Raw genomic sequence first — 22,775 nt, 5'->3', positions numbered from 1 at the left:
AATGAATCATTGTTACTAGCTTAAAAGTTTCATAATTACAATCATGAAGAAGGAGTGCTATATATGAATGCAAAGCATAAAAAGGTTTTATTGTTAACAGACATTGAACAAAGAATAGAGCCTATTATCCAACAAGTAACTAACATTCAACGAGAAAATATGTTGACTATACACAGCTGTGATTCTGTAATTGTACATCCTTTTGGAGATATAATGAGGTCTATTATTATTGCTATTTATGAAGAAAATGTGGAAGAAATTGCTGTTGTCGGAATAGAGGATAAAGAAACTAATGTAGTTAATCTACAAATTCAACGTGATTCTATAAAAAATAACAAGGAACTAGACTATCTCTTTGAAAATTGTATGCCTGAATTTTCAAGTAGTAGCCTTGAGGAATGGCTAAGTGGAAAAGAAAATGTTAGTGAAAATATTGAGAAGAGTATAGATATGATTCGTCATCATCCGTTAGTGCCTTCTAATGTTAAAGTTCAGGGGTTCATGATTGATAAAACAGGTGGAAAAGAAACAGTTGTTAAAATTCCTGCTAACAAGGTAGTTGAACAAGTTAACTAATTTATGAAAGACAAATTAATTCTTATGTATAAATCGCTGTTGTATAATAAGTTTTATTATGTTTTAAGAATCAGAAGAGGTAGCCATGCAAAATAAAATCATCGTTATGTTTCAAAAAGATTTTCGTTTATATGATAACCCAGCTCTATTTGAAGCTGCTCAGTCTGGTGAGGTTCTTCCGCTATATGTATATGATGAAACTTTTTCAATAGGAAGTGCGTCAAAGTGGTGGCTACACCATACTATAATAGATGTAAAGAGGCAACTTGAGGCATTGGGATCTACTTTAATAATCCGCACAGGAAATACAATGGAAGAAATACTTTCTCTCATAAAACAGTTAGGTATAACGGCTGTATATTGGAATATTTGTTATGATCCGGATAGATTACAATCTAATCAAAAAATGAAAATGATGTTAGAAGATAAAGGTATTACCTGTAAGGAATTTAATTCGCATTTATTATTAGAACCGTGGATTATTAAAAAGAAAGATAACGCTGAATATAAGGTTTTTACGCCTTTTTATAATGCATTTCAAAAGCAGGTAATATCTAAACCTATTAGTAAAGTGCGGAGTATAAAGGGGGTAAGCACTTTACCAGTGAACTTACCTGTTTCAGCGCTGCACTTGCTACCGACTATACGGTGGACATCTCATATGGAATCAATATGGGAGCCTACAGAAGAAGGGGCATACAAAACATGTAAGAAATTTTTCTCTAGCAAATTAGTCTCTTATAGTGAAGGAAGGGATTTTCCAAATCAAAATGCTCATTCGATGTTGGCACCGTATCTTTCATTTGGTCAAATATCAGTAAAGCTAATGTATCATTACTTAATAAATAAAAGTAACGAAAAACAATGTAGTCTTTTTGAACAACAAGTGAATAGCTTTATACGTCAATTCATTTGGCGAGAGTTTTCTTATTATTTGCTATATCATTATCCATTTACAGTATATAAACCTCTTAATAAGAACTTTGAACATTTTCCGTGGAATAATGAAGAGGAGTTATTAAGAGTATGGCAGAAGGGCGAAACTGGTTATCCGTTTATTGATGCAGGAATGCGGGAACTATGGCAAACAGGTTTTATGCATAACCGAGCAAGAATGGCTGTGGCTTCTTTTCTTGTAAAGCATTTGTTAATTCCGTGGCAAGAAGGGGCAAAATGGTTTATGGATACACTACTAGATGCTGATATTGCAAATAATACAATGGGGTGGCAATGGGTTACTGGAAGTGGGGCAGATGCATCACCGTACTTTCGTATTTTTAACCCGATCACACAAGGTGAAAAGTTTGATAAAGATGGGGAGTATATAAGAAAATGGGTACCAGAATTAAGAGATATACCGAATAAATATATACATAAACCTTGGGAAGCACCTGAGCATATTTTACAAAAAGCCAATATAAAGCTAGGAGATACATACCCTTTGCCAGTTGTTGATCATAAGGCAGCACGAGAGAGAGCCCTTTGTGCATATAAAAGTATGAAAGAATCTATATAAAATACACGAGTCAATATGAATTTGATATGTAAAGGTTATAATGTCTATTTACGTATTAAAGTTGTATTCATTGAAAGAGCATACGAATCATATAGAGTTTCTAAAACCTTCTATTAAAAAGGAGAATGTTTATGAAAAAATCTAGTATTATAGTATTTTTACTAACATATGGTTTGTTTTATGTTTCTAGTGTTTTATTTCCTATTGATCGTACTTGGTATGATGCGTTAGAAAAGCCGTCTTGGACACCTCCTGGTATGACAATCGGAATGATATGGGCTGTATTATTTGGACTTATTGCATTAGCAGTTGCAATTATTTACAACAACTATGGATTCAAGCCAAAAACATTTTGGTTTTTATTCCTTTTAAATTATATATTCAATCAAGCGTTCAGCTATTTTCAATTTAGCCAAAAGAATTTGTTTTTAGCAACAGTAGATTGTTTACTAGTCGCTATTACTACGTTACTTCTCATTATGTTTTCTTCCAATTTATCTAAAGTATCGGCATGGTTGCTAATCCCGTATTTTTTATGGACTACATTTGCTACATATTTATCTTGGACCATTTATAGTATGAATTAAAGACGTAAATGAAAACTTGAGCATAATAAAAATGCTCGAGTTTTTATGTTTATTAATGATAATCTAAAGTATAGAATATACACATCTTAGGGAGGGCATATATGTGAAGAAGTGGATGAAAATTGTTCTGTACTCTTTACTAGGTATTTTACTTATAGGAAGTATTAGTTTTTTTGTTTGGTCTCAGTTTAGTTATAAACCGACGAAAGAGGCGTTGTCATTAGTGGATGATAAAAAAGGTGAAGATTATATAGTTTTTGGAAAGAAAGATGCTAAAATAGGGGTTATTTTTTATCAAGGAGCTAAAGTAGAAGCGGAGGCTTATAGTTACTTAGGGGAAGCACTTGCAAAAGATGGACATTTTGTAGTAATGCCTAAATTACCATTAAACTTAGCGATACTTGGAAGCAATGAGGTAGATAGTGTAATTGAAAAGTATCCGGAAGTTCAAAAATGGTATGTTGCGGGGCATTCAATGGGCGGAGCTATGATTTCTAAGTATGCCTTTCAACATGAAGAAAAGGTAGACGGGATTATTTTCTTAGGTTCGTATCCTGCAGATGACTTTTCTACGAAATCGATCCCGATGTTATCAATTTATGGAGAAGTAGATGCGTTAGCAACTGTAGAAAAAATAGAGGACAATAAAAAGTTTATGTCAAAGAATACAACTATGCACATGATAAAAGGCGGAAACCATGCTCATTTTGGCATGTACGGTGAGCAAAAAGGTGATAATGCGAGCTTAATTACGCCAAAAGCACAACGAGATGAAACAGTGAAAGTAATGAAAGAATGGCTATTGAAACAATGATAACGAATTTAATAAATCTACCGGAAGAATTCTCTAAACGATAGGTGGGAGAGATAATAAAGAGCCAACTCGTACGAATTGGCTCTTTTATTTATTTGCCATCTCCAATTGTCCCCTTATTTTCTCCGGAATATCCTTTTCAGCGATAAGATCGTAAGAATACACATACTTTCCTTTTACATGAATTTTCAAGTAAGTTTTTCTTATAAAATCATTAGGGGTGTTCGTTCCCACTTTATATTCTTTCTCATTGCTTAATTCATCGACACCTTTTAGTGAGTAAATAGCCCGGCCTTTATAATGATAATCTGGAATGCCATACCCCTGCGCAACGGCGTATACATTTTTTTCTTCAGCAATCGGATTAAATCTGTCTAAATCACCGCGTAATATGAAAGGTAGTAAGTATATAGGAAGACCTATTCCTATTATGCAAATTACAAATTTTTTCATAATCGTTTCTCCTCTTGTTCATTTACATGCTTCAGTATAGAAAAAAATTCTTATGAATAAAGAGAGATTTTCTTAATTTTTTCTTAAAAAGAGTTTAAAGGGTATTTTAACCAAACATCATGTTACTAGAACATATAGAAGAGAAAAGAAAAACTATCATTAACATGTTAAACATCTACTTTTATAGGGGAGCGAATATAGGAGAATTTACGCAATTTAGATTTTGAAATTGCACGATTAGTAGTCGTTAGGCAAGAAAGAGGGTTTAGAGTTTCAGATGTGTATCAGTTACAATTGAAAAGTTTCATCAATAACAAAAGGGAATACATGAGTAAACAAGGTAGCGAGAGATGTATTTAATGTCTTAAAAGTGTAATTGTAGGAACTATTAGGATATTTTTCCTTAATATATGCATACTAAACATACTATAAAAGGTACATAGAAAGTGAGGGAATCATGGCTAAATTTTTGAGGCGTTTAAAATATAGAGACAACCCTAAGTCATGTTCAATACGAGACAATACTCATTTTCAGGAAAAAAATATTGAAGAATCCCTCTTAGACGCTGATTTATCCGAAAACATAGCTCATATTCAGAATATATTTCGTCAAGCACCTGATTTAGTAATTCGGCAGTTTCAAATAACAGTAGGTGGATTAGAAGCAGCTTTAGTATATTTATCTGGATTAACAGATAAAGAATTGATTCAAAATCATGTTCTAAGCCCTTTGATGAATAGAGATTTTGATACCAATACAGAACTTCCAATTCCATTAGGACAAATTAAGATTATTAATACATTGAGTCAGATTGAAAATGCGATTTATGGGGGAGATAGTGTTTTATTAATCCACAGTCGAACAACAGCACATCAATTGGATACAAAAGGATGGCCACAAAGAAGTGTTGAGGATGCACATAACGAAATAGCCCTAAAGGGTGCACATCAAGCATTCATAGAAACTGGAAGTCAAAATATCGCGATGATTCGAAGGTATATTCCTCAGCGTGAATTAGCAATAAAAGAAATAGTAATTGGTGTACGAAGCAAAACCAAAATTTCTATTTTATATTTGAAAGATGTAGCTTCTGAAGATGTGCTGAAGGAATTAGAAACACGAATTCAAAATATTACAATCGACGCTGTGACTAGTAATGGTGAACTTATAGAATTCATTGAAGATCACCCTTACTCGCCGTTTCCGCAATTTATATTAACTGAAAGACCTGATTTGGCTGTATCTCACATTTTACAGGGCAGATTTGTAACTGTAATGGATCATTCACCTAATGTATTAATTACTCCAACAAATTTTATTTCCTTTTTTCAAGGAGTTGATGATTACGGTACAAGGTGGTTAGTTGCTTCGTCTATTCGGTTGCTTCGTTTTGTCGCCTTTATGGTTGCTTTATTTTTGCCGGCGAGTTATGTTGCGTTTATTTCCTTTAATTTTGAAGTTATTCCTGTAGAGCTATATTTATCTATTGCTGAATCAAGAACGCGCGTACCCTTTTCTCCAGTTATGGAAGCATTACTTATGGAAATAACATTGGAAACGATGAGAGAAGGGGCTTTACGGATACCTACTCCGATTGGTCAGACAGTTGGAATTGTAGGTGGTATTGTCATTGGTCAGGCGGCTGTTCAGGCTGGAATTGTAAGCAATATTATGATTATTGTTGTCGCTGTTACCGCTATCTCTTCTTTTGTTATTCCTAACTATGATATGGGAGCGGCAGTAAGACTTTTACGTTTTCCAATGATGCTAGCAGCTGCCTTATTTGGAATTGTAGGACTTGTTATCGGGTGGATGACTTTAATTGGGCATCTAAGTAGTCTTAAATCGTTAGGTACTTCTTACGGAACACCATTAGCACCCTTTCGTTTTGCAGATATGAAAGATGTTTTTGTACGCTTTCCTTTATGGACAATAAGAAGGCGTCCTAAGGGGAATGGAACCAATCAAACTATTCGACAAGGAAAGAATCGTAATAAAAGGTGAAATTATGAGAAAGTATGCCTATAATGAAATCACTCTTATGCAGTATATTATTTTAATTAATGGAGTGCAGGTGGGCACTGGCGTTTTATCGCTTCCACGTGTGCTTGCAGAAAAGGCTGGAACAGATGGATGGATAGCTATATTGATCGGTTGGATTTTCTCCACAATATCAGGTGTGTTTATAGTGAAAACAGCTGCAAGATATCCTGAGGATACGATTTATGATATTCTTATACGATTGTTTGGAAAAATAGTAGGGAAAGCATTCGTTGTTATTTACATGATGTACTTCGCTTTTTATTCTTGTATCGTTCTTATAAACGCTATGCTTTACCTTAAGGGATGGCTTCTCCCGAAAACGCCTGACTATATCGTTATCTTTTTGTTTTCGATTCCTACCTATTTTGTTGCACGTAACGGTCCTAGTATTTTAGGACGATACGCCGAACTTTTTTTTTATATGGCGCTTTGGATTCCGATATTTTTTTTAATCCCTCTTATAGGGAATGGAAGTTGGATGCCCTTCTTTCCGCTTTTAAAAGAAGGATGGAAACCTATATTAACCGCTGTACCAAGCACTGTTTATGCTTATTTAGGGTTTGATATTGCTTTCTTTTTATATCCATTTTTACAAAAAAAACAGTATGCAGTCCATGGAATGGTTATAGCAAACACCTTAACGATGTTATTTTATTTATTTGCTACTATTGTTTGCTTTGCCTATTTTAGTCCTGATAGCATTACGCAATATAATCAACCGGTACTAAATTTACTGAAAGTAATTGAATTTCGTTTTTTAGAACGTTTTGACATGATTTTATTAGCTGTTTACTTAACTATTGTTTCCACATCATGGATTCCTGCCCTATACTGTTCTGTATTTTGTTCAAGCCAATTACTTGGAAAACAAAATCACAGCTCTCATGTAGTTGTTCTTTTATTACTTATTATCGGATTCACATGTTGGAGTCATCCTAGTTGGAATGAATCTGAAATTTGGCAACAGGTATTATCGAATGTTGGATTAGGAGTAACATATATATTACCTATTATTTTATGGCTATATTGCTGTCTATATGAGAAGTTTCGCCAGAGGAGGATACATTGAAAAGAAAAGTACTATATTGTATTTTGTTATTGGTGTTCATGATGACTGGATGCTTCGATCAAAGAAATGTTGAAGATGTTTCTCTTACTCTTATTCTTGGTATCGATTTAGATCGTAATGATAATTTATTAGTGTATATATCAAGCCCTGTTTTCAATAAAGAAGCAAAAATAAAAGAAGAAACTACTGGTGTGAAATCTGTTACGGTTCGAAAAGCAAGAGACCAATTTGATGCTACGGTTATGGCACTTACCGCCGGAAGTAAAACACAGGTAATTTTAGTTGGAAAAAGGCTACTGAAACAAAAAAACTGGGAAATTTACCTTGATCCATTTTACCGTGATCCCAAAAATACAGTTACCGCAAGGGTTGTCGCTGTAGATGGACCTGTTTCAGACGTCATCTTCTATAGTCCAAAAGATAAACCGCGACTTCCTATATATTTAACAAAACTAGTTGATACCGCTTTTTTAAGAAATATCACGGTGAAAACAACACTTCAAGAATTATATGAACAAAGAGCAGACAAAGGACTAACAGCAAATATTACTGAACTGAAAAAAAAGAATAAAATATGGGTGACAGGTACAGCCTTATTGGATGAAAAAGGAAAGTATAAATTAACACTGAAACCTGATGAAAACAAACTTTTACGCATTTTGCAACAAGGAACTGCAGGGGAGTTACCGTTTACAGTTCCAATTAAGCTAAATTCAGATAGCCAAGATAAAGATTTGATAAGTTTTACTGCCTATGGTATTAAAGTAAAGACAAAGGCAAGATATGATGATCATTTTATATTTAATGTAGATGTAAAGATGAGAATCGGTATTACAGAACGACTTTTTTCGTTTAACACTAGAAAGGACGCAGCGAAATTACAAAAGGCGATTGAAACTAAGCTAGAAGCTGATTTCAAGCAATTAATACAAAAAATACAAACCGCCAAAATTGATCCTATTGGGCTTGGAGGATATGCAAGAACATACACATATCCGGAATGGAAAAAAATACAAAACAATTGGGGTAACGAATTAGCAAAAGGCGATGTAAACGTCAAGGTTAAGATTAAAATTGGCGGAATGGGGACGATTAAGTAACATGAATTCAACTGTGATTCGTACTAAGATTGCAAGTACTGTCTACTTTGGAAGGAGAAATACCTTTAATAGGAATACCGTCACATCGCTATCTGGGCTTTTCCGTTATAGGTAACATTTTTCAATGCGTAAATAAGAAGGTTCTAGTGTAAAAACTTCAGAGCAATTGCACCAGAATCACTATTGAATCAGTTTAGATCTATAAGAATTAAAAAAGATTCGACATCCTGGAGTAAAAAGTAAAAAATGGAATTGTGAAAGATGAATTTCAAATAATGCTAATGTTTTATAAAAACATTGTATACGAAGGGATGTACCGCTTATGATTGACGAGAAAACAATACAAATTGTGCAGTGAACGGCTCCAGTATTAAAAGAACACAGTATAGTAAAGGAATTGATTCATTATGAATCGTTTAGCCCTGTTGCAATTTTAGGAGAGTGACTAATACCGGATAGGGTTATAGTCATAATAATGTAAGTAAATAGTTTTTTTTGCGATACTTCAATAGTGAAGTATCGCTTTTCTTTGTAGAACTAAAGCCCAACTATAGAGCTTAGATTTGCAATAATAAATGTTTTTTCATTAGATAATTACTTTACCAATAATCGGGATGTTTGCGGATACATTTATTTTTGGGATACATAATTATATTTAGAGAATACCCAGTTACAGTATTTGAACTTTTAATAAGAAGGGATGCGAAGGAATGAACTCACAGAGACAAGGCTATGCAGGCTGGTGGCAAGGCGGACACGGTGGTTGGCCGGGCGGACACGGTGGTTGGCAAGGTGGACACGGTGGTTGGCAAGGCGGGCACGGTGGTTGGCAAGGTGGACACGGTGGTTGGCAAGGTGGACACGGTGGTTGGCAAGGCGGACATGGTGGTTGGCCGGGCGGACACGGTGGTTGGCAAGGCGGACATGGTGGTTGGCAAGGCGGACATGGTGGTTGGCAAGGCGGACATGGTGGTTGGCCGGGCGGACACGGTGGTTGGCAAGGCGGACATGGTGGCTGGCAAGGCGGACATGGATATTAAAAAGATACTATAAAATCATTTTTTTATGCAAAGTTTGTATATTTAGTATGATTGTATATTTTCATTTGTATAGTAAGGATATAATGAAAACAGCAAAAAAATCCTGTGAAGTAAGGATTCTATACGTAAAATGAAAGCAGTGGAAATGTCAAAAGAACAAAAGACATCGCTTTTTATTATTCAAGGAGAACGAGACTATCAAGTTCAATCGAAAATCGAAATCCCTCTTTGGAAAGAATAACTAAAAGAACGAGGTAACGTTGATTATCGACTATATCCAAAGTTAAATCATTTCTTTACAGAGGGTGATGGGGAAATAAGTAAACCAGATGAATATTATGTCCTGCTAATATCCCCGAGTATGTTATAAATGATATTGCTGCTTGGGTGCAAGGAAGATTGCAATTAAATTAGCAACCATATGTTTTAATAAAGACTTTCTTTCTGCGATTAAAATAGAAACATTACTATTAGGTTATATTTTTTAAAAACACTCTTTGAAAAGGAGTGTTTTTTATTTTTCTAAATAGAAATTTTCTATAAAATAAGGGACATGCCTTTTACACAAATCGTTATTTGTAACACTGCTATCAAAGGAAAGTGCTCGTGACATCTCTTTAATATTCAAAAACATTAATAATCTATCGTGTGAAATTTTTTGAAAATTTAGGTTTAACATCTTTAAAATAGGTGTATTACATATTACATAACAACTAAATAAAAAATCTAAAGGAGGAAAAATAAGATGCATAAGAATGAAAGAAAACCGGTGGTTCATGAATATGATAATGAACAGGAAGTAGTTATGAAAGTAAAAGAGCTAGAATTGCAAGGGATTCACCAAGATGACATTTACGTCTTAACACATGAAAAACATATAACAAAAAAGATTGCGGATGATACAAACATAAATACGATTGGAGTAAAAGAACAAGGATTGGGCACAAGTATTATCAACTTTTTCTCCAAAAAAGGGGACGAGCTCCGAAATCAAATGGAAGAAATGGGGTTGTCGAAGGAGGAAGCTAACTTATATGAAGAAAAACTAGATCAAGGGAGAATTTTACTCCTAGTAACAGATGAAACACTAACGGCGAGTGATAGGCAACCGCAAAACTATCATTCTCTCTAATAGATTGCAATAGGTAAGGTAATTATTTTAGCTTGTAGCATGGAAGAAAATAAAAGTGGAGAAGGGTGAGAAAAAATGAAACATACAATATTTAAATACGCTATGATTGGGATTACGACTGGAGTTATAGTCTCCTTATTAAAAAAGGAAAATCGGAAAGCGATACAAACAAAAGGAAAAAGTGTAAAAGAAAAATTGCAAGAAGGAAACATAAAGGAAACATTGGAGAAGGTAACCGAAACAAGTAAACAATTCTCTGTAACTGCAGCTAATGTTGCAAAACAAACATTACCACAACTGCTTACAGCCACACCAGTTGTCATTTCTACCATTAAAGACTTAACAGAAAACGAAACGAACAAAAAGAAAACAGATGAAAAGGATAACGAAATAAATCAAAACAGTAAGGACATAGACGGAGAAAAAACGAAAAATGAAAAGAAATATATGAAAGAAGAGAGTGCTTAGATTTAATTCTAAAAAGAGAAAGTGAGGAAGAAAGTATGAAATCTCTGTATGCAATTGATGTAGGAATTGGTTTTACTAAGCGGGCATATCGACAGGATGTAGATTCTGAGGTGACGATTAAGAGTGAAGCTTCCACACTAGCCCCTGTACCTAATCATGATGAAAGTGAAGATTTAACAAAGGTAAGTTTTATAGATTTAGACTTTGCATACTATATGGGAAATGAAGCGCATCAATCTGACGCTTCATTGCTTCCTCCATTTGACGAAGAAATAGAAAATTATTATGAAAGCGAACGGTTTAAACAACAAATATTTGGTTGCATTGCAAAGGATTATAAAGAAAATGTCGTGTTACCTTTAGTTGTTACCGGGCTTCCTGTCACTTATTTTGGTAGTCAGCATGAGCAATTACAACGTGCACTAAAAAAAGAAACTTCTGTGCAAATTGATGGAAAATTTATTACTATTACGGTGGAAAATGCTTTAATTCTTCAGCAACCGGTCGCTTTACATGCCTATTTCTTAAAAGAGGGAATCATTCAGGAACGAGATCGTATCTTAATTATTGATGGTGGATTTCGTACATTAGAAATGACAGATATGAAACAGAATGTCATTTTAAATCATTATGAGACGGAACTAGGATGTAGCAAGCCTTTGAAAAATATTAAGAATATCGTGCAGAATCATGCGGGTGAAAGTAATCAATTGCATATTAACGATATGCCAAACATATTAGAAAAAGGATATGGAGGTCGAGAAGAAGATCCTCAGACAAGTCAGGTTCATACTTTGATTCAAAAAGAGTTGGATGCACACTTCCAAGACGTTATGCGTGTATTACAAGAACAATTTAAGTTAGACCAGTATGACACTATTATTTGGACAGGAGGAATAGTAGATCTCCACAAAAAACGAATTGAAAAAATGCAAGGTGAAATTTCTTCTTTCCGTATGGTAGACGCTTCGAAAGAGGCTGCACTTCATGGATACTACATGATTGGAAGTCAAGTATTTGACGACATCACCAATCAATCTGTATATGAATCTAAATTATAATAACGACCAAAATGGAGTTCGTTGAATAGACGTGCCAAATTATTTAGTTTCTTTTCCATATATAATAAATTCTTTATAAGAAAAGATAAAAAGTGCTTGTATAGAGGAAATGTTTAAATTTGAGAATAAAAATAGCTAATATATAGGGGGTCTTCCTTTTAATAGAATAAGACCTCCTATGCCATTTGTTTTGTAATTTAGTTGATCTAAAAACTTTTCCTCCAAGACATGAATACCTACATACAAATTTCATATTACGGATATGATTCGATCAAACATAAAACTGTTCAGAAAGGAAGAATAATATGGAATGCATAAAAATGCCGAAATGGAGTTGGTATCATGTGAAAACTAGTGAGCTTGAAAAACTTTCTTCTATAATTCCTCGTGATGTAACATCTTATTTCTCTCAATTTGTAAAGAAAATAAGTTCCCCTTGTGAAAATGGATTATATGTTTATACATTATCACCAAGTCAAACTTGTGTATATGGTTCGTTTTTATATGATCAAGATAAAAAGGACGCCAAAATTCAAAAATTTCTTCATTATTTCGTAGCTCATGGAATACTCATAACAGTCCAGGAAAAAGAGGAAGGGGACTTTCAGAAATTAATATATAATGCCTCTTTTAGTGCAAAAAATTGTAATAGTTCCGCTGAAGGATTATGTGCTATCTTATCAATGTTTATATCTCACTATTTGCGAAAGGTTGACTATTTCGAAAACAATTTCAGAAATGTATTATGGGATTTTTATCATCATAATAACATAGCAGTTTTAGAAAGAATTTATCATATTCGTCATGAACTATTTATGAACACACATGTGTTTCGCTTAATACAAGAAGTGTTACAAGGCCTGAAAGAAGCTTGGTTAGAAAACTTAACAAACACTCTTTGTTATAAGCAAACAAACGTAAAATTAGAGCGTGGATTACAACTTGTTAAAGAGTACCAAGAAGAATTGGACACGATGATTCATTTACAAGAAGTTGTTTCTTCACATCGTGGGAATGAGATTATGAAAGCTCTTACTGTATTAACTGCTGTAAGTACGCCTTTGACGGCCTTAGGAGCATTGTGGGGGATGAATTTTAAATATATGCCTGAACTAGAATGGAAATATAGCTATTTAATTGCTCTCTTATTTATTATTTTCACAACAGGAGGTATGTATATGTATATGCGATTCAAAGGGTGGACAGGTGATTTATTACGAGTAAAGAAAAAGAAATCTTTTTTTAAATCTAATTAATCTTGTTTATAAAAAATGTGATAGATATGTGGTTAGTAATATTATTAATTGAGGTAGTATCATATCCCCATCAAGTTAAAGTTTTGATGTCCCTGCAATGATAAAAATGGTGAATATTTATTATGAAAGATTAGAGCTCCCTTCTTGTAGGAGAGCTCTAATCTTTGTTTAAAAACTATATCATATACATGGGGGGGTAGACTCATTATCTGAAATTTGTCCGGATCCAATTTAGAATATGGCAAAAGAGAACTTGCGATTAAAAACAAGCTCTCTTTAAAAGAAATAACGTAATTGAGATACTTATATAGTAACAATTGTTGTCTTCTAATTCCATATGTCTTATGTTGAGAAATAAATTATAAGTGACTTGATAAAGCTAAAACGAATGATTGACATAATATTTTGACGATAATATAATAAATCTCGAATTCAAGATAATTTGTAAAGGATTGGTAATTATGAGCGTGATTAACGATGAGAGCTTATCTTTAAAGTTATTTGTTATATTATCAAGGGAATTACAGCCAATCACTAAACGTATTGAAAAGGATCAAAAAAATTTATGGACTTAATCCAACTGAATTTGCAGTGCTTGAGCTACTATACCGTAAAGCTGATCAGCCTATAAAAAAATGGGAGACAAAATATTACTTGCAAGTAGTAGTATCACGTATGTAGTGGATAGGTTGGAAAAGAAGAGGTGAAACCATGTTCTAAAGACCGCCGTGTCACGTATGCATCAATTACTTCAGAAAGTATTGAATTGGTGACACTAATTTTTCCTCAGCATAAAGAGGGGATTCGGCAAATATTTGGTAGTTTGGACTATATTGAGAAAAAATGATAATGAAACAGTTGAAAAAGTTAGGATATTACGCACAGAAATTGTAAGTTTTTAGAGGTTATTTCTGTTTAGTAATATCCTAATTAAATATAAATTAAATAAATAGGAGGGAAAATTAATAAATAGTAGTAAATGTATTGTAGTATAAAATAAAGAAATTATGTAATTGCAATTGATATAGTAGGAAAGATAGTTGTTATGCATAACGTATACATATTGTCCTTTTCATTATAAATCTTTCATAAAGCGGAGAGTGGGAGTGGGTATCAAGAATGGAATTACGTCATTTAGAGTACTTTATTCAAGTTTGTAATAATAATAGCTTTACTAAAGCTGCGGAAGTTCTAGGTATTTCACAGCCGACTTTAAGTCAACAAATCCGTGTGTTAGAAGGTGAACTTGATACACCTTTGTTTCATCGAGTTGGAAGAGGTATCAAAATGACAGAAGCGGGTAAGCTGCTATTTGATAAAGGAAAATTTATCATGCAACAATTTGATGACGTTTATAATGAAATTTTTGAATTAAAGGGTGTAAAAAGAGGTGTGATTACTATAGGAGGTTTATTAGAGGATCTCACTTATTTAACACCTTATATTATGAAGTTTCAACAACATTATCCGAACATCGTTGTAAAAATTATAGAGTCCGAAGTTGCGGTAAATCAAATCGTTGACAAAAATATTGATATAGGGATTACACGTAGTGCTCAAATTCCAGACACATTAACAAGCACCCTTTTGTATAGCGAAGAGCTTGTCCTTGTCATTCCAAAAAATCATCCTTTGAATGAAACATCATTTGTTTCTTTTCGAGAATTAGTAGGACTGAGTAGAATAATGGTTGCATGTAGTTGTCGTGAATCTATTAAAATATATTGTGAGAGTTTAGGGTTATCTTTATCTGAAGCAAATATAGAAACAAAATCTTCTATTTCTCTATTGAGCCTTGTATATAATGGGCATGGGGTTGCCATAATACCTCTTTCACTAGTTGACTTTGTTAATAATGATACTTTGAGCATAGTTCGTATTATTGATCCGACACCAAGGCAAGATATTAATCTTATTCACTTTGATGATAAATTTTTAAGTTTTGCAGCACGTATCTTTATGCAGAAGTTAAATGAACCTGAAAAGGTATTAGTATAATAATGATTATAGTGTGAGAATTAAAAATGATACATAATTCTTAGGATAAGACCTAAATTACAGTCAAAGGGCTAGTAGATTTATAGGTGTGGTGTAGTCGCTTCAAAAGGGAATATCATGGGCTTTTACTTAAGGGAAAAAGGGCAGACTTTGCAAGGAGAGAAGGCTGTTAAAAACAAGTCAATTTAATCAATTAACTCTTCGGTCTTATCGCATAGTAATAGATTCCATTAGGGATATACTGCTATTTCTTTCTACATATCCTTATTGCATAAAGAAAACCACCGGCATTATACCGGTGGTTTTGACTTAGAAAGCAAAGCAAGTACAACCAATACCCCATTTAGTTCCATCTTTTCCTATTACGGTATGAGTGTGTTGATGGAGAGGGTTACTGCAACTATGTAACTTGTTATCATGGGAATTTTGAGAAAGTATAGTGTGGGCTAGGTTAGCACCACCGTAACCATAAACTCCCGTCGGTGACCAATCAGGTGATGCTGGGGGCAATTCAGGTGATAAATTTTTAAATTCATCATTTCCATAAACAACCTGCCCACCCATAATTGTGAGTAATGATTCAAGGTTCTTGATTTCTTCTTCTGACACAGTAAAGTAGTCAGCAGACAATACAGCGATATCAGCAAATTGACCTACTGCAAGGGTTCCTTTTTTACTTTCATCACCAGAGAACCATGCACTTCCTTTTGAATATAATTCCAGGGCTACTTTTCTATCAAGTTTATTTTTTTCATCGTATATGGAAAGCCCACCAATGGTTTTTCCGGCAACCATCCAGTAAAGAGCGACCCAAGGGTTATAACTGGAAACCCTAGTTGCATCACTACCAGCGCCAACAGGTATACCTAGGTCTAACATACGATAAATTGGAGGAGTACGCTTTGCAGCTTCCTTTCCGTATAAATCAACAAAGTATTCACCTTGAAAAGCCATGCGGTCTTGGATGGCAATACCGCCATTTAAAGCCTTAACACGTTCCATACTACGATCTGAGATTGTTTCTGCATGGTCAAACCACCATCGTAGACCATTAAAAGGAATTTCTTTGTTGACTTCCTCAAATACATTTAAGAAACGTGTTATTGATTCGTCATAAGTTGCATGTAAACGGAATGGCCAACGGTTTTCCACCAATAAAGAAATTACTTTCTTTAAGTCAGCTTCCATCATCGTAGCTAGTTCGGGCCGTGGCATTTGAAATTTTTCAAAATCGGCTGCCGAGAATACTAACATTTCTCCGGCACCATTCATTTTATACTTATCATTTCCTTGACCTGGAGAAACAATTTTTGCCCATGAAGCAAAGTCTTCATATTCATGATTAGGATTTTGCGTAAATAGATTATAAGCAATACGCAAAGTTAATTGTTCCTTCTCGGCTAAATGTTCAACAACTTTGTAGTCGTCAGGATAATTTTGGAAACCGCCACCTGCGTCAATGGCACTTGTAATACCTAATCTATTTAATTCGCGCATAAAATGGCGAGTTGAGTTAATCTGATCGTCAAAATTAAGTATGGGAGCTTTACCCAAACTTGAATAAAGAATAGAAGCGTTAGGATTCGCAATTAAAAGGCCCGTTGGATTCCCTCGTTTATCTCGCTCAATTAAACAACCTGGAGGATCTGGGGTATCTTTTGTGTATCCCAGTGCACGAAGCCCTGCACGATTTACAAGTGCTCTATCGTAAAGATGTAGCACAAAGACAGGTGTGTCTTCAGAAACAGCATTAATCTCTTCCAAAGTTGGCATCCGTCTCTCTTTAAATTGAAATTCAGACCAACCTCCAACTACTCTTACCCACTGAGGAGCAGGAGTACGCCTTGCCTGCTCTTTGAGCATTTCGAGAGCAATGGTAATTGAAGGCACACCTTCCCATCGTAATTCCATATTATAATGAAGACCGCCACGAATAACGTGTATATGAGAGTCATTCAGGCCTGGAATAGCTCTTTTTCTTTTAAGGTCTATTTTTTTTGTTTTTTCTGTGGCACTATCAAGAAGCTCATCTCCACCTACTGCAGTTATTAAACCATCAGTTATGGCGATAGCAGATACCTCAGGTTGAGAGGGATCAAGAGTAGTGATTTTTCCGTTATATAAGATCATATCCGGTACATTCATATCCACACCTCGTCTACTTCCTATTATTTTGTAACCATGGATGAAATAATTTACCGAAAATCGGCATAACTACCCATGATAGCAAGGACACTATACATACAGAAACGAAAAAAGCGGACATAATAGGATTCATATGTTTTATAATAGGTCCTATCAATTTAGGAACTAACATGCTAAGAGGCCATACACCCAGAAGGGTAACGATAGACATTTTCCATTTTGGCGGTGGAACTGGCGTTTTCGGAGTAACAAACCAATAAGCCAAACTGCTTTCAGTTTTGTAAGTTGGATTAGTAGCCTGAAATTGTTCTGCTGTTTTTAACAAATCTCGGCGAACATCTGATTCTTGCCAAGCACGTAGATGCTCATACGTATCAAAGCGAAAAATAACAGTATACTCTCTGGATTCGTTATTGGGGACTATTAGATTTACGCCCAAATGCCCTGGGAATTTAGTAGCGGCAGCTTCGATTTCATGTCTCCATGTTTCAAACTGTTTTTCTTTCCCTTGTTGAATTTTCCATGTAACAATCGTTGTTACTGGATCAGTAGCATCCATTGTATTCTCTGTATGAGTCTCTTCCACAGTTACTCCTTCTTGTTTCATATTTTTCTGCTTGGAAGCGCGCCATGCACCATAGTATATGCGTATTCTACACCTTGACCGTAAGCACCAGTGTGTTCCTTTACAATCTCCATTACAGCATCATAAGTGTCTCTGTGTGCCCAGTCACGTTGGTATTCAAGTAAAACTTGAATGGCTGTAACTGGAATTGCACCAGCTTGCTCTACACGACGCATAGCAGCGTTATGTGCTGTCAAACTAGTACCACCTGAAGCATCATCAACTGCATACACCTCATAGCCAGCTTTAATTGCTTCAAGCACAGGGAATGCAAGGCAAACTTCAGTCCAAAGTGCTGCAAATATTAATTTCTTTCTACCTGTTGCTTTAACTGCCTCAACAAATTTTGAATCTTCCCAAGAGTTCATTGAACTGCGTTCTATAATTTCATGGTTTGGGAATATGTCAAGAATTTGTGGCCAAAAATAACCAGAAAAGCTGCGTGTCTCAACTGTAGTAAGAATAGTAGGTACGTTAAAAGTTTTTGCTGATTTAGCAAGCAACATAACGTTATTAATCAATGTTTGTCTATCAATACTTGCAACTCCAAAAGTCATTTGAGGTTGAAAATCAATCAAAATTAAGGCACTGTTCTCCGGATTTAACAATTCTAAATTACTCATAATAAAACACTCCTTTTGTAATTGTTCAAAATATTTTTGAAAGTAATGTTTTTTCTGTTAATTAAAGTTGTAATCATAAAAATAAAAGCTCTGCTATACTTTTTAATTTAAAAATCTAGTGCTGATTAAATCAGCACTAGATTTATACTATCCACTTAAAGAAGGGATTTAAAGCGGTACATTTATACATTTTGTTTACTAAGATCTCGTTGAGCTCCTAAATAGCTTCCAATTATATTTTGATAGCCTGGAAGATTACTAGCAAGCAAATTGCCAAAACCTTCGACATCGTTGCGCCAATCGCGTTGTAATTCGCAAGCTACGCTAAACCAGTTCATAAGTTGCACGCCATTATGTGCCATACGCGTATTGGCAGCATCCGCAACTTGTTTGCTGAAAGTTCCTGAAGCATCCGTAACAGCAAATACTTCATATCCAGCTTTTATAGCAGAAAGTGCCGGGAAAGCAACACAAACGTCCGTAACTACGCCCGCGATGATAAGTTGTTTTTTTCCAGTTTCTTCGATTGCTTTTACAAAATCATCATTATCCCATGCGTTAATTTGTCCAGGTCGAGCTATTTTTTGTGCGTGAGGAAAGAGATCAACCAATTCTTGCATTAAAGGTCCATTAGGTCCGTTTTCAAAGCTTGTTGTTAAAATAACTGGTAAATCAAAAAACTTAGCAGTGTGAGCAAGAGCTAAAACATTGTTTTTGAATTCATCAACACCATAGTCACGTACTAGTCCGGACATAAGACCAGTTTGATGGTCTACTAAAAGCACGACAGCATCATCTTTGTTAATACGAGAATAGAGATCAGTCATTATGTATTCCTCCTAAAAATTAAGTGATCGAAGAAAGTTTAAATAGTCGAATACTATCATAAGTTTCTTCGTTTATAACTAAGCTGACCAATAATATTGGTTATAGCAGCATTCACAGAACATGAAGTGCTATACAAATTTATAGTATTTGAAAACTGATTCGTTAATCAATTCTAAATTATCTATAATTTACATAGGTCGTAACTATAGTTGTTTTCACTCTAAAATAGATTGATTTTACCTATACATTCTATAGATAGAACGATATTGATAGTCACCTATTTTTGTTATTAGAATTGAATAGCAGGAATGTTCAGCAAATACTTCATGATGAAAAAGGTAGGGGATGGGGAATTGTCCATAAACAGAAAATGAATGCATCGAAACAGTAGAGTTTCATACATAGAGTTCACAATATAAATGGGCATAAATAGGTTATGAGATTTATCCGGATTATTGAAGAAAAGGATACATATTAAAGGAGGTAGGACAATGGCAAAAATTACTGTAGGAACCGAAAATCAAGCACCAATTGAGATATATTATGAGGATCATGGCACAGGAAAACCAGTTGTACTCATTCATGGTTGGCCGTTAAGTGGTCGATCTTGGGAATACCAAGTTCCCGCTCTTGTTGAGGCTAGATACAGAGTGATAACATATGATCGTCGAGGTTTTGGAAAATCATCTCAGCCGTGGGAAGGTTATGAATATGATACCTTTACTTCTGATTTACATCAACTATTAGAACAGTTAGAGCTTCAAAATGTCACACTTGTTGGTTTTTCTATGGGTGGAGGCGAGGTAGCTAGGTACATTAGTACGTATGGAACAGATCGTATTGAAAAGGCCGTTTTTGCTGGAGCAGTTCCTCCTTATTTATACAAATCAGAGGATCATCCTGAAGGGGCATTAGATGATGCAACAATTGAAACATTCAAAAGTGGTGTGATAAATGACCGCCTTGCATTTCTTGATGAATTTACTAAGGGATTTTTCGCGGCTGGTGATCGAACAGATTTAGTTAGTGAGCCATTCCGTTTATATAATTGGGATATTGCAGCCGGTGCATCACCTAAAGGAACGCTTGATTGTATTACTGCCTTTAGTAAGACAGATTTTAGAAAAGACTTGGAGAAGTTTAATATACCTACTCTTATTATTCACGGAGACTCTGATGCAACTGTACCATTTGAATATAGTGGGAAATTAACACATGAAGCAATTCCTAATTCTAAAGTATCGTTAATAAAGGGTGGTCCACATGGGCTAAATGCAACGCATGCTAAAGAATTTAATGAAGCACTTCTATCATTTTTAAAGGACTGATTACAACTATATAATTGTTAATTGATACATTATAAATAAGTTGCAATTCTAACATATTTTTTCTAATAAATGGAAATACCTAAAGATGAATAATTTTGAGGAGGTTTTCAATTATGGCAGAAAACCAGGACAAGAATTCTCTAGAGGAACAAGACGTGAAACGTGAGACATTGACAACGCGACAGGGGCACCCTGTGAAGGATAATCAAAATATCCGAACAATTGGGAATCGTGGTCCAGCAACACTTGAAAATTATCATTTCATCGAAAAAATTTCTCATTTTGATCGAGAAGAGGTTCCAGAACGTGTAGTACATGCGCGAGGAGCTGGAGCATTTGGGTATTTTGAAACGTATGGAAAAGTTGGAGATGAGCCGGTAGAAAAATATACTCGTGCGAAAGTGTTTTCGGGGGCTGGCAAAAAAACACCGTTAATGGTTCGTTTTTCTACAGTAGCTGGAGCTAAGGACTCACCAGAAACAGCAAGGGATCCACGAGGCTTTGCAGTGAAAATGTATACGGAAGATGGTAACTGGGATTTAGTAGGGAATAATTTAAAAATTTTCTTTATTCGTGATGCGATGAAGTTCCCAGATATGATTCATGCGTTTAAGGTTGATCCGGTTTCGAATGTGGCGAATCCTCAGAGAATGTTTGATTTTGTTTCTCGTACCCCGGAGGCAACGCATATGATTACATTTTTATTTTCTCCATGGGGTATTCCAGCAACATATCGCCATATGCAGGGATCTGGTGTAAACACTTATAAATGGGTAAATGAAAAAGGCGAAGCGGTATTGGTGAAATATCACTGGGAGCCGAAGCAGGGAATTCGAAATTTAACACAAGAAGATGCAAACAGTATTCAAGCAATGAATGTTAGTCATGCAACACAAGATTTATATGAAGCAATTGAGCGCAAAGATTATCCAGAGTGGGAGCTATTTGTACAAATTATGGAGGATGATTATCATCCAGAACTCGATTTTGATCCTCTTGATGATACGAAGCTTTGGCCAGAGGAGCAGTTCCCCTGGTTACCAGTAGGACGTATGGTTCTTGATCGTAATCCAGTTGATTACCATTCAGACATTGAACAAGCTGCTTTTGGTACAGGAGTACTTGTTGATGGCATGGACTTCTCAGATGATAAAATGCTACAAGGTCGTACTTTCTCTTATTCAGATACGCAACGTTATCGCGTTGGTGCAAACTATCTACAATTACCTGTTAATGCACCTAAAGCACCTGTTCGTACAAATCAACATCGTGGTCAAATGGATATGCGTAATCCGAAAGAGTCTGGAGAAAATCCGCATATTAACTATGAGCCATCTATGCTGGGTGGTTATAAAGATGCAAAACAAGAAAAGCACCATCCACACCAACCAACTTACAATGCGGCTGCTATGAGTGCACCAATCGATCGTCCTAATAATTATGGTCAAGCAGGTCACACGTATCGTAGTTTTGAGGAGTGGGAACGAAATGAGTTGGTTAAAAATCTATCTGAAGCACTTGCAGTATGTGACAAAAGAATTCAGAATGCGATGATTGAACACTTCACACAAGCGGATGAAGATTATGGCCGTCGTGTTAAAGAAGGTATTGAAAAGAAAATGAAAGAAGCTAAAACGGAAAACAAACTTCCAGGCCGCGAAGTAAGTAAATCAAAATATGGCCAAGGTTCATTAGCTGCAAACGAAGCAACAAAAGATTCAGTGAAGAAAAGCCATGAATCAGATCCTTATTAATTAGACGTAAGCACAATAGGCTTATACTTAGAGGTGCCGTTAAAACGGTTAGGCAGCCTTTCATACGATTACTAAGTAGTTTTGTTTAAAAATATGAGGGGTATTAAATATCATAAGATAGTTGAGAAACAAGTGAAAAATAAAGCTTTATAAAAGATGCTCTTGGATAAATCCAGGAGCATCTTTTTGAATGCGGCGTAGTGCACCACTGTAATCAATTTAAAGAATCGAAATCTTCTATAACGAAATTTTTGCTCATTTTAAAATATTGATATTGAAATGTTAGGTTGATAAATCTCTATTAGTTTCGAGTTGAATATTTTTCTTAACGGCTAAAATTTATGGATTAGAGTTTTTT

21 protein-coding genes and 2 pseudogenes are annotated in these 22,775 nt (G+C 35.0%); 17 read left to right on the top strand and 6 right to left on the bottom strand.

The window, feature by feature from the left end:
• Positions 1-63: 63 nt before the first annotated feature.
• From PDQ40_RS08155 to PDQ40_RS08140, 4 genes are all read left to right on the top strand, one after another.
• The gene (locus PDQ40_RS08155; RefSeq protein WP_270691341.1) at positions 64-576 is read left to right on the top strand and encodes a carbonic anhydrase; all 513 of its coding nucleotides are present in this window, start codon (positions 64-66) and stop codon (positions 574-576) included.
• A gap of 85 nt (positions 577-661) precedes the next feature.
• Positions 662-2,092: a cryptochrome/photolyase family protein gene (locus PDQ40_RS08150; RefSeq protein WP_270691340.1), complete on the top strand. Its 1,431-nt coding sequence runs from the start codon at positions 662-664 to the stop codon at positions 2,090-2,092.
• 131 nt (positions 2,093-2,223) lie between these two features.
• Complete coding sequence (locus PDQ40_RS08145; RefSeq protein WP_142391952.1) at positions 2,224-2,679, top strand: TspO/MBR family protein; 456 nt, start codon at positions 2,224-2,226, stop codon at positions 2,677-2,679.
• A 103-nt stretch (positions 2,680-2,782) separates the two neighbouring features.
• The gene (locus PDQ40_RS08140; RefSeq protein ID WP_270691339.1) at positions 2,783-3,493 is read left to right on the top strand and encodes an alpha/beta hydrolase; all 711 of its coding nucleotides are present in this window, start codon (positions 2,783-2,785) and stop codon (positions 3,491-3,493) included.
• Positions 3,494-3,580: 87 nt separating this feature from the next.
• Here PDQ40_RS08140 and PDQ40_RS08135 read toward each other — a convergent pair whose 3' ends face one another.
• Entirely contained in the window at positions 3,581-3,946 is a 366-nt protein-coding gene (locus tag PDQ40_RS08135) for a YxeA family protein (protein WP_000714884.1), read from the bottom strand.
• 457 nt (positions 3,947-4,403) lie between these two features.
• On the opposite strand from PDQ40_RS08135, the gene PDQ40_RS08130 reads away from it, so the two are divergent.
• The 5 genes and pseudogenes from PDQ40_RS08130 to PDQ40_RS08110 all read left to right on the top strand — a co-directional run.
• Positions 4,404-5,951: a spore germination protein gene (locus tag PDQ40_RS08130; protein ID WP_250670617.1), complete on the top strand. Its 1,548-nt coding sequence runs from the start codon at positions 4,404-4,406 to the stop codon at positions 5,949-5,951.
• A 4-nt stretch (positions 5,952-5,955) separates the two neighbouring features.
• Positions 5,956-7,059, top strand: coding sequence for a GerAB/ArcD/ProY family transporter (locus tag PDQ40_RS08125; protein ID WP_242270702.1), 1,104 nt, complete (start codon positions 5,956-5,958; stop codon positions 7,057-7,059).
• Positions 7,056-8,159 (top strand): Ger(x)C family spore germination protein, encoded by a 1,104-nt coding sequence (locus PDQ40_RS08120; protein ID WP_074601969.1) that lies wholly within the window; start codon positions 7,056-7,058, stop codon positions 8,157-8,159. The genes PDQ40_RS08125 and PDQ40_RS08120 overlap by 4 nt, the downstream gene beginning before the upstream one ends.
• Before the next feature lie 710 nt (positions 8,160-8,869).
• A complete protein-coding gene (locus PDQ40_RS08115) occupies positions 8,870-9,199 on the top strand; it encodes a hypothetical protein (protein ID WP_001088220.1) in 330 nt (109 codons plus the stop codon).
• A gap of 115 nt (positions 9,200-9,314) precedes the next feature.
• A pseudogene (locus tag PDQ40_RS08110) lies at positions 9,315-9,613 on the top strand (alpha/beta hydrolase); the annotation flags it as partial.
• A 100-nt stretch (positions 9,614-9,713) separates the two neighbouring features.
• Here PDQ40_RS08110 and PDQ40_RS08105 read toward each other — a convergent pair.
• Positions 9,714-9,812 carry an acyl dehydratase gene (locus PDQ40_RS08105; protein WP_080445125.1) on the bottom strand — a complete coding sequence of 33 codons (99 nt, stop codon included), beginning with the start codon at positions 9,810-9,812 and terminating at the stop codon, positions 9,714-9,716.
• A 132-nt stretch (positions 9,813-9,944) separates the two neighbouring features.
• On the opposite strand from PDQ40_RS08105, the gene PDQ40_RS08100 reads away from it, so the two are divergent.
• The 6 genes and pseudogenes from PDQ40_RS08100 (at position 9,945) to PDQ40_RS08075 (ending at position 15,114) form a co-directional block, all read left to right on the top strand.
• Positions 9,945-10,331 (top strand): general stress protein, encoded by a 387-nt coding sequence (locus PDQ40_RS08100; RefSeq protein WP_000549422.1) that lies wholly within the window; start codon positions 9,945-9,947, stop codon positions 10,329-10,331.
• A 75-nt stretch (positions 10,332-10,406) separates the two neighbouring features.
• A complete protein-coding gene (locus PDQ40_RS08095) occupies positions 10,407-10,799 on the top strand; it encodes a hypothetical protein (protein WP_000683204.1) in 393 nt (130 codons plus the stop codon).
• A 35-nt stretch (positions 10,800-10,834) separates the two neighbouring features.
• Positions 10,835-11,860 carry a ParM/StbA family protein gene (locus PDQ40_RS08090; protein ID WP_000839469.1) on the top strand — a complete coding sequence of 342 codons (1,026 nt, stop codon included), beginning with the start codon at positions 10,835-10,837 and terminating at the stop codon, positions 11,858-11,860.
• A gap of 305 nt (positions 11,861-12,165) precedes the next feature.
• Positions 12,166-13,116 carry a magnesium transporter CorA family protein gene (locus tag PDQ40_RS08085; protein ID WP_270691338.1) on the top strand — a complete coding sequence of 317 codons (951 nt, stop codon included), beginning with the start codon at positions 12,166-12,168 and terminating at the stop codon, positions 13,114-13,116.
• Positions 13,117-13,577: 461 nt separating this feature from the next.
• Positions 13,578-14,010: pseudogene (locus PDQ40_RS08080) on the top strand (MarR family winged helix-turn-helix transcriptional regulator).
• Between the two features lie 225 nt (positions 14,011-14,235).
• The gene (locus PDQ40_RS08075) at positions 14,236-15,114 is read left to right on the top strand and encodes a LysR family transcriptional regulator (protein WP_061402447.1); all 879 of its coding nucleotides are present in this window, start codon (positions 14,236-14,238) and stop codon (positions 15,112-15,114) included.
• Positions 15,115-15,423: 309 nt separating this feature from the next.
• Here PDQ40_RS08075 and PDQ40_RS08070 read toward each other — a convergent pair whose 3' ends face one another.
• The 4 genes from PDQ40_RS08070 to ycaC form a co-directional block, all read right to left on the bottom strand.
• Positions 15,424-17,259: an amidohydrolase gene (locus PDQ40_RS08070; RefSeq protein WP_250670615.1), complete on the bottom strand. Its 1,836-nt coding sequence runs from the start codon at positions 17,257-17,259 to the stop codon at positions 15,424-15,426.
• 13 nt (positions 17,260-17,272) lie between these two features.
• Positions 17,273-17,866 carry an antibiotic biosynthesis monooxygenase gene (locus PDQ40_RS08065; protein WP_048555245.1) on the bottom strand — a complete coding sequence of 198 codons (594 nt, stop codon included), beginning with the start codon at positions 17,864-17,866 and terminating at the stop codon, positions 17,273-17,275.
• A complete protein-coding gene (locus tag PDQ40_RS08060) occupies positions 17,863-18,507 on the bottom strand; it encodes a hydrolase (protein WP_229142792.1) in 645 nt (214 codons plus the stop codon). Before PDQ40_RS08060 ends, PDQ40_RS08065 begins: the two co-directional genes overlap by 4 nt.
• Before the next feature lie 182 nt (positions 18,508-18,689).
• On the bottom strand, positions 18,690-19,334 hold the full coding sequence (gene ycaC / locus PDQ40_RS08055) for an isochorismate family cysteine hydrolase YcaC (RefSeq protein WP_000131219.1): 645 nt from the start codon (positions 19,332-19,334) through the stop codon (positions 18,690-18,692).
• 492 nt (positions 19,335-19,826) lie between these two features.
• On the opposite strand from ycaC, the gene PDQ40_RS08050 reads away from it, so the two are divergent.
• Positions 19,827-20,663 (top strand): bromoperoxidase, encoded by an 837-nt coding sequence (locus tag PDQ40_RS08050; protein WP_076856699.1) that lies wholly within the window; start codon positions 19,827-19,829, stop codon positions 20,661-20,663.
• Between the two features lie 113 nt (positions 20,664-20,776).
• Positions 20,777-22,417: a catalase gene (locus PDQ40_RS08045; protein ID WP_270691337.1), complete on the top strand. Its 1,641-nt coding sequence runs from the start codon at positions 20,777-20,779 to the stop codon at positions 22,415-22,417.
• The last annotated feature ends 358 nt before the right edge of the window (positions 22,418-22,775 follow it).

The sequence above is a fragment of the Bacillus cereus group sp. Bc061 genome, from assembly GCF_027715825.1.
Classification (GTDB): Bacteria; Bacillota; Bacilli; order Bacillales; family Bacillaceae_G; genus Bacillus_A; species Bacillus_A paranthracis.
Note: the sequence above shows the minus strand (reverse complement) of the source record. Positions and strands in the feature narration are given on the sequence as shown.